Origin of the sequence: Bradyrhizobium sp. cir1 (assembly GCF_014198245.1) — a bacterium.
Taxonomy (GTDB): Bacteria; Pseudomonadota; Alphaproteobacteria; order Rhizobiales; family Xanthobacteraceae; genus Bradyrhizobium.
This window is the reverse complement of sequence record NZ_JACIHE010000003.1, coordinates 462,529-475,410: the sequence shown is the minus strand read 5'-3', so window position 1 is coordinate 475,410 and position 12,882 is coordinate 462,529. Positions and strand designations below refer to the sequence as shown.

Here is a 12,882-nt window from a genome sequence, read left to right as displayed (position 1 = left end):
CGTGCTAGGTTGCCATCACTCTCGCAACGGACATTTTCGGGGGACGCCCCGTATCTTCCATGATCGCATCCATTGTTCAGTTTCTGCGGCGTGACGTAACGCGCGGTGTCGTCGGGACCATCCTCCTCAAGGTTGGCAGCGGCGCGCTCGCGTTTGCGTTGTTCTCGCTGGCGGCGCGAGCGATGTCGCCGGATGGGTTCGGCATCTTTGCGACCTGGCTCTCGGTTGCCCAGATCGCGGCGGTGGTGGGACTGGTCGGGCAGGAATCGCTTCTGGTGCGCTTTCTGAACGAGTACCGGGTGCAGGATCGGCCCGATCTGACCAAGGGCGTGTTGATATCGAGCCTGAAGGTCTCGTCCGTCGCGATGCTGATTGCGATCGGCGCAACCGCGATCGTGGCGAGTATGAGAGGCGATGGGTGGCTGCTGATCTTCGCTGTGTCTGCCTACACCGCCGTGAGCGCGGGAGTGATGCTCGGCAGCCAGGTCGCACGTTCGCTGGTCAGCATTCTCATGGGGGAAGGAAACCGGGAATTCTTCTGGCGGGTCGGCGTCGTCCTGTTTCTGCTCGCCGTCTTGTTCAGCCATCGACAGCTCGATCCTGCGGAACTGATCGCCGTGATGACGATCGCGATGTCGATTGGTCTGGTGACGCAGATCGTTGCGGTTGCACAAGCACTGCCGGATTTCCGCGGCACGACGGCCCAGTCCGAGCCGTCGCGCTGGAGATTGAGCGCACTTCATTTCTGGATCGCGTCCATCCTTGAGGCGGCAAACCAGTATTTCGACGTCATCCTGGTCTACTGGATGCTCGATCCGGCAACCGCCGGAATCTATTTCGCCGCCTCGCGCCTCGCCAACATCTTCGCCATGGTGTCGGCCGCACTTTACAGTTTCGGCGCGCGCCGCCTCCCTTCGCTGTACTTCAGCAAGAACCACCGGGAGTTCGAGCGAACGCTGCGGCTCATGGCGGAGGTGACCGCGCTTTGCGTGGTCAGCGGACTGCTCCTGATCTGGGTCGGTGGTCCCCATCTTCTCAATCTGTTCGGGCCGCATTTCGCCGCGCAGCACTGGGTCCTGATCGTGCTCGCGATCGGAACGGCTTTCCAGGCGGCGGGCGGTCCATCTGCGGCGATCCTGCAGCTGACCGGCCACGAGCGCATCTATGTCCCCGTCGTCGCCGCGAACGTCGCGCTGCGGCTGGTCGGATTCCTCGTCCTGATTCCCTGGCTCGGCGTGCTTGGCGCCGCGATCTCGGCGACCGTATCGCTGGCGCTCGCGACCATCGCGCTCAACATCCTCTGCCGGTGGCGAACCGGCGTGGATCCTTCCATTCTCGCACTTTTGCGCTTCTCGGCGTGGAAACGCGGCACCTATGCGGTCCGCGGTGCCGAGCCCGGCGAGTAGGCGCCGATCAACCGACCAGACCCAGCACTTCGCCCCGACGTTCAGCCGAGGTCGAATCGGCCGGCACATGATTGACGACGATCCCGGTCGGCACGCCACCGAAGCGGGAGAGCGCGGCAATTGCCCGGCGCATGGCGGCTGAATCGACCGCGTCTTCGCGCGCAACCAGAATGACGAGATCGGCATGCGCGGCCAGCGCCGCCGCCTCGGGCTGCAGGGCCAGCGAGGTTGCATGGACGACGACCAGATCGAACTCGGAACGAATATCATCCGCGGGCAACGCCTCGGGCTGCCTGCTCGCGCCGAGAAGTGCACTGACGCTGCGGAAGTTCGCGATGCTCACACCGTCCGCCTGTCCCTTGGCAAGACCGGCCCCGGCACCACCGAGATCAGGCTCGACCCGGATCAGGACGCTCAGCTTTCCCCTGTTGATCGCCCACCGGTTCAGCGATCGCGCCACAGTGTTGCCGCCGGCGCGCTTGCCGACCGACATCACGAGCGCAACCTTGCCCCGGGCGCCCGGCAGCTTCTCCAGCCTGTCGAGCACCGGACGCAGATGCGGACCGAGATCGAGCTCGGCCGTCGCGGACACCGGGCCTTGCCAGATGTTCCTCGGCGTATCGCCAGGCAACAGGTCGGGAATGCGGGCCCACACTGGCGGGCGCGGCCATGCCGCGGGCTGACGCGGCGCCGGATCTGGAGCAGGATCCTCTTCAGCGGCCTTGTCCGATCCGCGCCCGGTCGCGGCAACGACCGCCGTCGAAGTCAGCAGCGAGCCGATCGCGAGAGCGGCGAGCAGCAAAGGCAGCGGCGGTAGGGTCGAACGCAGCGGCGGAATGGCAGGCGAAGCCACCTTGGTCTGGGAGCTCTGCAGAAGACGCTGCTCGTTCGTCGTCTTCGAGCGCGAGAGGAATTGTTCGTAGATGTTCCTGTTGGCCTCGGCGTCGCGCTGCAGCTCCTGGAGCTTCACCAGCGCCTGACCGTCGACCAGGAGCTGCGATTCAGCCGCCTTCATCTGGCTTTCGAGCGCCTTCTGCTGGTCGCGCTGGGACTCGTATTCCGACTTTGCGGTGTCGATGCCCTTGGAGCGCTCGACCTCGATCTGCCGGTTGAGGTCGTTCAGCTGGCTGTACGACATCACGAGGTCGGGATGGCGATCGCCGAGCACCGCGCGCTTCTGCGCAATCTGATCGTTGAGGGCCGATCGCTGGGCGCGCAGCGCGCTCAGGAGATCCTGCTTGGCGGGAGCCTCGACATTCGCCTTCACGTCGCGCTGCGCCTGCTCGTAGCGGGCTCTTGCTTCTTCGGTCCGGGCGCGCGCGGCGGCGACCTGCTGCGACAGCTCGGTCACGCGCAATTGCTGGGTCGTGGAATCCTTGCCGGCGTTGACAATCCGGTGCTCGAGCTTGAACGCGGCGACGGCGTCCTCCGATGCCTTCAAGCGGTCGTTCAACGTCTTGAGCCGGCCACTCAGCCAGTCGGCGGCTTCATCAGTCGCCTCGGTACGGATGCGGGTCTGGCTGGCGACGAACGCCTCGGCAATCGCGTTGGCATAATAGGCCGCGCGCTCTGACCGGTTCGAGGTGAATCGGATGGCGATGACATAGGTGAGCCCGCGCCGGGAAATATCGAGACGATTGCGGAATCGCTCGAGCAGACGCGCAGGGTCGGTGTGCCCCCCGGAGATGTCCTCGTCGTCGCGAACCTTGAGCTGCTCGATTAGCGGCTTGAGGAAGCCGTCGGACTTCGCAACTTCAACCAGGCTCTGCAGCGCGGCGCTGTCCTGCCCTATGCCCGGCAGAACGTCTTGGTCCGTAGTCACGCGCTGCTCGCGGGGATCCACGACGACCAGGGCGGTTGCGGCAAATCGAACCGGAATCACCAGAAGAACGACGACGCCGAGGGCGAAGATCGCGAGCGCCAGCGTCAGGATACGGCGCGCATTGTCGCGAAGGAAGGAGAACGCACCCGCGGCGGTGAGCATGCCGCCAAGACGCGCGGCCGTTCCGCGAGGCTTGTCGGTCGACGCTGTCCGGGTCTGCCACGACGCGGCGACACCGGTCGATCCGGAACTTGTCGGGTCTGCGCGGCGACCGAACGTCATGGACTTTACTCGGATTCCAACTGGCGAACACTGTTCAGTGGCCTGCTCCACCGTAAATATCTATGGTTAATCGGCCGTTACCCCGCCCCTCGCGCGACCGTCACCAATTGGTTAACGCGCTCGCGCCACACCGTGCCCGAACCAGCGGAATTCCCGTGTGATCGGCGCCGTTCCGGCGTCGCGCGCATTAACTCCGTTTGTTGCTAGTCGGTGTCCGCGCGATGCCCGCATGATAGGTACGGGGTTAAGAAGGTGAACGTTTCATTAGCGGGTCGAGATTCGTGCTCCATTACCAACCAGGCGCAGAACTGGGCGATGCACCGAAGCTGCCGTCCACCGCAGCAGCACTCGCAAAACCAGACAGCGGCGCAACCATGCCGCACGTGCTCCTCGTCCAGACCCAGGCCGAAAATGCCGGTGCGCAGGAGATCTCCAGGTTGCTCGGCGCCGGCCTCTCCGCGCGCGGCTATCGCGTCACCCACCTGTTCTTCTTCCGCAAGTCGGAGTCCTTCGACGAGCCGCCGGATACGCTCTATTGCGCATCGCGCCGGCCCGGCAATCCGCTGGCGCTGCTGCGGATGCTCTGGACGCTCGGTCGTCATATCAGGACCGCCAGGCCCGATGCGGTTCTGACCTTCCAGCATTTCGGCAACGTCATCGGCGCAGGCACATCGCGCCTCGTCTGCCGCGCACCTGTTATCGCCAATCAGGTCTCGTCCGCACTGTCGATGAGCTGGCCGGTGCGCGCCGCCGACATCGTCATGGGCAGCCTCGGCTTCTTCGACCGCATCACCCTCAACTCGCAGGACATGCAGCGCGAATATTCGCGCTATCCCGCGGCCTATCGCTCGCGCATGGTGCATGTCCCGCACGGTTTCGACGACAAGGCGCTCACCCTGTCGAAGGAAGCCGCGCGAGCCAAATTCAATCTGCCGCAAGACTGCACCCTGCTCGGCTGCGCCGCGAGGCTGCATCCGCACAAGCGGCTCGATGCGGCGATCCGTCTGTTGCCGGACCAGCCGTCCTGGCACCTTGCACTGGCCGGCCAGGGCGCCGACGAGGCCCGGCTGAGGCAGCTGGCAGATGAGTTGAAAGTATCGGACAGGCTGCACCTGCTCGGCGAAATCACGCCGCGCCGGATGGCGGACTTTCTCGCCTGTCTCGACATCTTCGTGTTTCCGACGCAGGCCGAGACTTTCGGTCTCGCAGCGGTCGAGGCCGCGAACGCCGGCGTTCCCTCCGTCGTCACCGATCTTCCCGTGCTGCGCGAGGTGTTGTCCTTCGAGGGAAAACCGACCGCACTGTTCGTCGATGCCTCCGATCATGCGAAGCTGTCGGCGGCGGTCTCGAAACTCCTGACCGACCAACCCTTGCGCGATGAGCTGCGACAAAACGCCAAAGGCCTGAGGTCGCGCTATTCGGTAGACGCCATGGTGGAGGAATACGTTCGCATTCTCGGCCAAGTCATTTGACCTGACAGGTTCGAATAATGGGCTCGACATGATCATCGAGTTTCGCTGTGAAATTGAACATGCGCGGCGGTGGATGGACCGCGAGACGCTGTCGATCGACGGACGCGATGTGCCGGTTCAAATCGCATGGACGGCAACGGCGGCGCCGCGGCCGGCGGGTCTCGACATGCTGTTCGAGCTCGAACGCATGGTACTGCACAGGGGCAAGCACAGCGGCGCCGACAAGCTCAAGGTCATTCCGGAACGGACGCGGGCGCGCGCCGGTGCAGCGGACGTGATCGTCGATTTCACCAGCGCTGCGCGGGACCCGAACTGCCCTGCCCGGCTGTATCTCCGCCCACGGTTCAACGGAGCCACAGGCGAGAACGCCGCGCTCGCCGCCATTCTCGCCGGCGACCTGCCTGTCATCGAGATCGTCAACGAGGTCGACGGAGCGGTCCTCGATCGCGGCCACCCGTCCGGCGAGATTGCGGCCGGTCTCAGCGGCGCGCTCGAAACCGTTATGGCGCGAACCCTGACCATGGTGGCGGCAATCGTGTCGGGGCGACCGCGCATCGTGCCGCAGCTTGCGCATCCCGCCACGACGACAAGCCAGCGCGGACCTGCCAGCTACGTCGCGCGCGGGCTCGCGGTGTCGATCGCCAAGGAGATCTATCGCCTCTGCTGCTACGCCCCGCACTGGCACATCGGGTGGCGCTTCAATGACGGTGCCGGCGTCTGGCAGACCGGCGATCTGTCCGGGCCGGGCTGGACCGTGCTCGGCGATCCCGGAAACCATTTCTATGCCGACCCCTTTCCGGTCACCTGGCGCGGGCGGACATTCGTCTTCTTCGAGGATCTCGATCACCGCGTCGGCAAGGGAATCATCTCGGCGATCGAGTTCGGCGACACCGGGCCAGTCGGCGACGTCGTGCCGGTGCTGGAAGAGCCCTGGCACCTCTCCTATCCCTTCCTGATCGAGGACGATGGCGAGTTGTGGATGATCCCGGAGAGTTCGCTCAACGGCGATGTCGCCCTTTACAGATGCGTCCGGTTTCCGGACAAATGGGAGCGGCACACAACGCTGCTGTCCGGCCTCGAACTCGCCGATGCGACGATCACGCGGCACAACGGTCTCTACTACCTGTTCGGCGCCTGGCGCGACGGCACCGGCGGCTATTCGGATTCGCTTGCGATCTATTACGCCGAACATCTGCTCGGCCCCTGGCTGCCCCATGCCAGCAACCCGGTCCTGATCGATCGCGCGAGCGCGCGACCGGCGGGGAACTTCGTCACCCTCGGCGACAAGCTGTGGCGGCCGGTCCAAAACTGCACCGACGGATACGGCGCGGCCCTCGCCCTGGCGGAAATCGTCGAGCTGTCGCCGACGACGTTCAGGCAGGTCGTCCGCCACTCCCTCAAGCCCGGACCGCTATGGCCCGGCCGGAAGCTGCACACGCTGAACCGCTGCGGCCGGCTCGAGGTGATCGACGGATCGCGGGTTCAGCCCAAGACGCGTGCCTTCACGCGTCAATTTCCGTCGACTGTCCTGCCGTCGCGAACAAGCCCGTCGACCGCCTTTTAAGCAGGGTCCCGCGAACGGCGCATCCCTCGCCTGAGCGCGAGCGACGTTCTAATCGAGCGGGATTCGTGGCAGACAGGAAAGAGCGACGCCGGTCACAGCCACGACGGGCCGCTCGGAGATTCCATGGTCAACACCACAAGCTCGACGCGCCGCCCTTTCGATCCCCGCAGCAAATGGGCCGAACTATCCCAGGCGGAGCGCAGCGCCGCCTATGACAACAACGCGGCGGTCAAGAACAGTCCGGCCCTGATCGCCGAGCGCAACGAGGCGTCCGCCCGGCTGCGCGGCACGCTGAGATCCCATCTCGACTTGCCTTACGGCGAGCGGGCGAACAACAAGATCGATCTTTACCCCGCCGCAAAGCCCGATGCGCCCTGCCTCGTGTTCGTGCATGGCGGCTATTGGCAGCGCAATTCGCGCGAGCTGTTCGCCATGCTGGTCGAGGGCGTTGCTGCCCACGGCTGGTCGGTTGCCATTCCCGGCTATTCGCTGGCGCCCGAAGTGTCCCTCACCGACATCGTCGCCGATATCCCGCGTGCGCTCGACTGGCTCGCCGCGCACGGCGCAGCCTATGGCGTTGCCGGGCCGGTCATCCTGTCGGGCTGGTCCGCTGGTGCCCATCTCGTCGCGATGGCGCTGAACCATCCGCGCGTCCATGCCGGGCTCGCACTCTCGGGCGTATACGATCTCGCGCCGATCCGCGATACCGGACTGAACACCGCGCTCAAGCTGACGGACGAGGAGATCGCAACGCTCTCGCCGCTTCGCCTGCCGGTGACCAACAAGCGCCTCGACATCGCCTATGGCGGCAGCGAACTGCCGGCGCTGGTGTGCGATTCAATCGACTTCCATGAGAAGCGCGCGGCGGCGGGAGCGCCGGGCCAGCTCATTGCGATCGAAGGCGCCGATCATTTCACCATTCTCGAGGCGCTACGTCGGCCCGACGGCGTCCTGGTGAAGGCCGCGCGGCGGCTGCTGGATTGAACAAGTTCGAAAACAACCCCATGCACAGTAGAGACCCCGTTGTTTTCAAAGGCGAATTTTTTGAAGGCCAATCGACACCGTCGTGACCGCTTTGACTCGTCGGGCAAAACAGGGGCATGATGTCATCATCGCCCCGGCTGCCGCTCCTGCATCTCAATCCAGATTTGCTCGCCCGTGATCCGCACCGGATAGAGCCGCAACGGCGGGCTTGGCCATCCGGCAGTCATTGTCCCGTCGCGCAAGTTGAATGACGCCGCATGGCGCGGACAATGGAGCCGCCCCGCCGTCACCTGCCCCAAGGCTAGATCCGCCTGTTCGTGCGGGCACGCACGTTCGCAGGCAACAATGTTGCCCTCGTTCCAGATCACGAGCAGGTCGCGCCCGGCGACGCGGACGATCGCCTCGAGCTTCAGCCGGTCGAGATCGCAGACCGGGATCCACCCGGCCGCGTCATCCACCGAGATAGGCCTTGCGCACATGCTCGTTCTCGATCAGCTCGGTGCCGGCGCCTGACAGCACGATGCGGCCGTTCTCGAGCAGATAGGCATGATCGCACATCTCGAGCGCGGCGAAGGCGTTCTGCTCGACCAGCAGCACCGTGGTGCCAGCATCGCGGATGCCACGGATGATCGCAAAGGTCCGCTCGACGATGTTGGGCGCGAGCCCGAGCGAGGGCTCGTCGAACATGATCAGCCGCGGCCGCGACATCAGCGCGCGGCCGATCGCGAGCATCTGCTGCTCGCCACCGGACAGCGTGCCCGCGGCCTGCCGGCGCCGCTCGGCGAGCCGGGGAAATTCGGCGTAGATGCGGTCGCGGTCCGCCGCGATCTCACCCGAACCACGACGGAGGTAAGCCCCCATGTCGAGATTCTCCTCGACGCTCATGTGCGGGAACACGCGCCGCCCTTCCGGACAATGCGCGATCCCGCTCGCCAGCACGCGCGGCGGCCTCGCGCCGGTGATGTCGACGCCCTCGAACTTCATCTGGCCGGAGCGCGGCGGCACCAGGCCGGAAATCGCGCGCAGCGTCGTGCTCTTGCCGGCGCCGTTGGCGCCGATCAGGGCGACCAGCTGCCCGGCCCTCACGTCGAGCGAGATGCCGCGCAGCGCGGTGACGCCGCCATAGCCGCAGACCATGTCGCGGATCTCAAGCACGTCCCGCTCCATGTCCGAGATAGGCTTCGATGACGGCCGGATGGTTGCGGATCACGTCCGGCGTTCCCTCCGCGATGATGCGGCCATAGTTGAGCACCACGATGCGGTCCGAGACGGTCATCACCATCGGCATGTCGTGCTCGACCAGCAAAATCGTGATGCCGCGGTCGCGGATGCTGCGGATCAGCTCGACGAAGCGGTGCGTTTCCGAGGCGTTCATGCCGGAGACGGGCTCGTCGAGCAGCAGCATCGAAGGCTCGGCCGCCAGCGCCAGCGCGACGCCGACCAGGCGCTGCTCGCCATAGGAGAGCGATCCGGCGGCATCATGCGCGCGGCGTTCGAGGCCGACCCATTCGAGCAGCTCGCCCGCCCGCTGCCGCAGCCTGCGCTCCGAGGCGCGGGCACCCGGGAGACCGAGGATGGCGTCGAGCAGCCGGACCCGACCCTGACGATGCAGGCCGATCAGGAGATTGTCGTAGACGGTGTCGTTCGGGAACACGCTGGTGCGCTGGAAGGTGCGGATCAGGCCGAGATCGGCGATCTCATGCGGCTTCAATCCGGTCAGCGTGGTGCCCTGATAAGTGACATGGCCCGCGCTCGGCGTCAGGAAGCCGGTCATGACGTTGAAGGCGGTGGTCTTGCCGGCACCGTTCGGCCCGATCAGGCTGACGATCTCGCCGTCGCCGACCGTAAAGCTCATGTCGGAGATCGCAACCAGCCCACCGAAGCGGACGGCGACCTGATCGATCGTCATGGCAATGCTGCGCGCCGTCATCACGCCGGCTCCTTGGCGCCGGTTTCCGTCAGCGCGACCGGTGCCAGCGCCGTCGTCGCGCTCCGTCGCCGGGTCAACCGCTGCGCAAGCGAGGGCACGATGCCGCGCGGCAGCACGAACAAGATCGCGATCAGAACGCCGCCATAGGCGATCCATTGCGCTTCCGGCGCCATCACCGGACGAAGCGCGACCGGCAGCAGCCCGAAGATCAGGCCGCCGACGACGGGCCCCGCGAGCGAGCCCTTGCCGCCCGAGATCACCATGATGACCATGGTCACGGTGTTGATGAAGGCGAACACCTCAGGGTCGATGATCCGGATGTAGTGCGCATAGAGGCTGCCGGCCGCGCCCGCAATCGCGGCCGAGATCACGGCCGCGACCGTCAGCGTCCTGGTCACGTCGATGCCGACGGAAACGGCCAGCGTCTCATTTTCCATCAATCCGCGCATGGAGCGGCCGAAATGGGAATGAACGAGGCGCGCGATCAGGAAGTAGGCGGTGAGCGCGACGACCAGAACGAGATAGTAGTTCTGCATCTTGGTGCGCAGCGTCAGCTCGCCGAAGCCGGGCAAGGGCAGCGCGATGGAGGGAATGTTGGTCAGCGCCAACGGACCCTGCGTCAGCTCGACCCAGTTCAGCGCGACCAGCCGCACCACCTCGGCAAAGGAAATCGTCACGATGACGAAATAGGCGCCGCGAACGCGGAACGAGAGCAGCCCGACGAAATAGCCGCACAATCCCGCAATCAGGATCGCCAGCACGAAGCCTATTATCGGCGGCCAGGGCGTGTGAACCAGCCGCAAGCCTCCGGGCAGGCCGATGTCGAAGCCGAGCGATGTCAGCGCGCTGACATAGGCGCCGATACCGAAGAAGGCGATATGGCCGAGGCTGAGCTGGCCGGTGAATCCGAGCAGCAGATTGAGGCTCATCGCACCGATGACGAAGATCCCGGTCGTAATCAGCGCGTTCAGGAGATAGGGATCGCGCAGCCAGAGCGGCACCGAGGCCAGCGCTGCGATGACGAGGATGGTGATGATCGCCCTCATCCGACGCGCTCCGCGCGCGCGAACAGGCCGGTCGGCCGAAAGATCAAGACGGCGATGATGATCAGAAAGCCCATCGCATCACGGTAGCCGGACGAAACGTAGCCCGCGCCGAGCTCCTCGGCGAGCGCCAGGATGAAGCCGCCGATCACCGCGCCGGTGATATTGCCGAGACCGCCGAGGATGACGATGGCGAAGGCCTTCACCGCGGCGAGATCCCCCATCTGCGGAAAGATCACGTAGACCGGCCCGAGCAGCGCGCCGGCGGCGGCGGCCAGGCTGGAGCCGATCGCGAAGGTCGAGGTGTAGATCATGTCGACATTGACGCCCATCAGCGACGCCGTGTCGTGGTCCTGGAACGTCGCCCGCATCGCGCGGCCGAGGCTGGTCTTGTTGATCAAAAGATACGTCACCAGGATCAACAGTGCCGCGGCGGCGAGCACGAACAGACGCAGCCAGGAGACGGACACCGGCCCGAGCACCAGCGGCGCCTCCGGAAACGGCGTCGCCACCGATTTGGCGACGCCGCCCCAGATCCACAGCGTGCCCGACTGCATCGCGATCCAGGCGCCGATCATCACCAGCATGGTGGTGTCGATGTCGGAGCCGCGCAGTGGACGCAGCAATGTCAATTCGATGGCCGCGCCTAACAGCCATCCAGCCAGCACGGCCACGGGCAAAGCGAGAAAGAAGTTGAGCCCGAGCTGCTGCACCACGATGAACATGATGTAGGCGCCGAACGTGTAGAGCACGCCATGCGTGAAGTTCACGACGTTCATGATGCCGAAGATCAAGGTCAGCCCGATACCCAGCAGCGCATAGGTGCCGCCGAGAACGAGCATGTTGATCAGATGCTGGAGGAATTCGCTCAAGGCTGTTCCCGGCTGACTCGCAGTAAGTTACGGCTGTCGCTTGTGACAGTGGGGACCGCCGGATGATCTCGGCCTGCATGGTTCGAGACGCCCGCTTTGGCGGGCTCCTCACCATGAGGGTCTAATATCTCGGCGCAAAACGCGACCTCATCCTGAGGGCCCGCCATAGGCGGGCGTCTCGAAGGATGGGCCGCAGGCAAGTTGCCCGCCACGTTTTTGGCCATATGCGATCGCCCTAGGTAGAGAGGCGAGAGCGGTGATGTACCGCCCTCGTCCCCAGTGATTTAAAGCGTCTTCATCTCGACCTTGCCGTCGTTGATCTCGATGAGATAGACGTTCGGCTGGCTCTGCCCGCTCTCCTTGCCCTCGGGGCCGGACTTGCGGAACACGATGTCGCCGTTCAGCCCCTTGATGTTGATGTTCCACAGCGCCGCCTTGATCGCGGCAGGCTCGGCCTTGCCGGCCTTCTCGATCGCCGCAGCAGCGGTGCGGATGCCGTCATAACCGCGAAAACTCTCGGTGCAGCCGGCGAACTCGAAGCCGCGCTTCTTCCATTCCGTGATGAAATAGTTGGTGGCTTCCGGGTTCGGCGTCTTGTCCGGGAACCACGGCAGGAACGTCGTCAGATGCATGGTGCCGTTGGCGGCGGCGCCCGCCTGGGCGATGATCTGGTCCGGGTTCTGCGAGCCGCCGGTGGTGATGATGCGCTTCTTCAGGCCGAGGGCAGCCGCCTGCTTGAAGATCAGCGTGAGCTGGTCGACCGCAGTCGTGACGATGACCGTCTCGGAATCCGAGCTCTTGATCTTGGAGAGCTGCGCGCTCATGTCCTGCGCGCCCTGGTCCATGGTCTCGACGAGACCGATGGTGATGCCCTTGTCCTTCATCATCTTGCTGAAGTCCTCGGCGGTGCCGCGGCCCCAGTCGTTGTTGATGACGAGGAAGTCGACTTTCTTCAGCGCGAGCTTGTCGACGATGCCCTTGAAGGCCGCGGCCTCGACTGCCGAGGGCGGCGAGATACGGAAGATGAAGGGATTGCCCGTCGTCGTGATCTTGCCGGATGACGAGGTCTCCACCACCATCGGCGTCTCATATTCCATCAGCTTCGGCATCACCGCAAGCGTCAGGCTCGAGCCCCAGGCGCCCATCAGCACCGGCACCTTGTCGCTGGTGATGAGCTTTTCGGCAACGGCGGCGGCTTCCGTCGGGTTGCTCTTGTTGTCCTCGATGACAAGCTCGATCTTCTTGCCGAGGATGCCGCCCTTGGCGTTGATCTCGTCGGCGGCGATCTTGGCCCCGTTGACGACGTAAGTGCCTGACGCCGCGAAGGCGCCGGTGAGCGGCTCGTTGACGCCGATCTTGATGGTCTGCGCCTGCACAGCACCGCCGACCAAGGCCGTTGCCAGCGCGATTGCCGGAACCAGTCGGATTGTTCGTGTCATGTTATCTCTCCAAATCCCACGCTGTTGATGTCTAGGCAGTCCAGGCTTCGTCACTACGCGGCGCCGGC

The 12,882-nt window shown here is 65.0% G+C and carries 11 protein-coding genes; 4 read left to right on the top strand and 7 right to left on the bottom strand.

The features are described from left to right. Nucleotides 1-59 precede the first annotated feature (59 nt). Complete coding sequence (locus GGD63_RS10600) at nucleotides 60-1,406, top strand: lipopolysaccharide biosynthesis protein (protein WP_183241510.1); 1,347 nt, start codon at nucleotides 60-62, stop codon at nucleotides 1,404-1,406. Between the two features lie 7 nt (nucleotides 1,407-1,413). Here GGD63_RS10600 and GGD63_RS10595 read toward each other — a convergent pair whose 3' ends face one another. After that, the gene (locus GGD63_RS10595; protein ID WP_183241508.1) at nucleotides 1,414-3,510 is read right to left on the bottom strand and encodes a GumC family protein; all 2,097 of its coding nucleotides are present in this window, start codon (nucleotides 3,508-3,510) and stop codon (nucleotides 1,414-1,416) included. Nucleotides 3,511-3,791: 281 nt separating this feature from the next. On the opposite strand from GGD63_RS10595, the gene GGD63_RS10590 reads away from it, so the two are divergent. The 3 genes from GGD63_RS10590 to GGD63_RS10580 all read left to right on the top strand — a co-directional run bounded on the left by GGD63_RS10590 (nucleotide 3,792) and on the right by GGD63_RS10580 (nucleotide 7,530). Further along, complete coding sequence (locus GGD63_RS10590) at nucleotides 3,792-4,982, top strand: glycosyltransferase family 4 protein (RefSeq protein ID WP_183241506.1); 1,191 nt, start codon at nucleotides 3,792-3,794, stop codon at nucleotides 4,980-4,982. A gap of 28 nt (nucleotides 4,983-5,010) precedes the next feature. After that, nucleotides 5,011-6,546 (top strand): hypothetical protein, encoded by a 1,536-nt coding sequence (locus GGD63_RS10585; RefSeq protein WP_183241504.1) that lies wholly within the window; start codon nucleotides 5,011-5,013, stop codon nucleotides 6,544-6,546. A 123-nt stretch (nucleotides 6,547-6,669) separates the two neighbouring features. Then, entirely contained in the window at nucleotides 6,670-7,530 is an 861-nt protein-coding gene (locus GGD63_RS10580; protein ID WP_183241502.1) for an alpha/beta hydrolase, read from the top strand. 125 nt (nucleotides 7,531-7,655) lie between these two features. Here GGD63_RS10580 and GGD63_RS10575 read toward each other — a convergent pair whose 3' ends face one another. The 6 genes from GGD63_RS10575 to GGD63_RS10550 all read right to left on the bottom strand — a co-directional run bounded on the left by GGD63_RS10575 (nucleotide 7,656) and on the right by GGD63_RS10550 (nucleotide 12,814). Beyond that, the gene (locus tag GGD63_RS10575; protein ID WP_409334052.1) at nucleotides 7,656-7,988 is read right to left on the bottom strand and encodes a Rieske (2Fe-2S) protein; all 333 of its coding nucleotides are present in this window, start codon (nucleotides 7,986-7,988) and stop codon (nucleotides 7,656-7,658) included. After that, a complete protein-coding gene (locus tag GGD63_RS10570; protein WP_183241489.1) occupies nucleotides 7,981-8,685 on the bottom strand; it encodes an ABC transporter ATP-binding protein in 705 nt (234 codons plus the stop codon). The genes GGD63_RS10575 and GGD63_RS10570 overlap by 8 nt, the downstream gene beginning before the upstream one ends. After that, complete coding sequence (locus tag GGD63_RS10565; protein WP_183241487.1) at nucleotides 8,678-9,460, bottom strand: ABC transporter ATP-binding protein; 783 nt, start codon at nucleotides 9,458-9,460, stop codon at nucleotides 8,678-8,680. Before GGD63_RS10565 ends, GGD63_RS10570 begins: the two co-directional genes overlap by 8 nt. Beyond that, nucleotides 9,460-10,506, bottom strand: a complete 1,047-nt coding sequence (locus tag GGD63_RS10560) for a branched-chain amino acid ABC transporter permease (RefSeq protein WP_183241485.1) — start codon at nucleotides 10,504-10,506, stop codon at nucleotides 9,460-9,462. Before GGD63_RS10560 ends, GGD63_RS10565 begins: the two co-directional genes overlap by 1 nt. Continuing rightward, nucleotides 10,503-11,375: a branched-chain amino acid ABC transporter permease gene (locus GGD63_RS10555; RefSeq protein ID WP_061882058.1), complete on the bottom strand. Its 873-nt coding sequence runs from the start codon at nucleotides 11,373-11,375 to the stop codon at nucleotides 10,503-10,505. The genes GGD63_RS10560 and GGD63_RS10555 overlap by 4 nt, the downstream gene beginning before the upstream one ends. 284 nt (nucleotides 11,376-11,659) lie before the next feature. Continuing rightward, a complete protein-coding gene (locus GGD63_RS10550; protein ID WP_183241483.1) occupies nucleotides 11,660-12,814 on the bottom strand; it encodes an ABC transporter substrate-binding protein in 1,155 nt (384 codons plus the stop codon). Nucleotides 12,815-12,882: the final 68 nt, after the last annotated feature.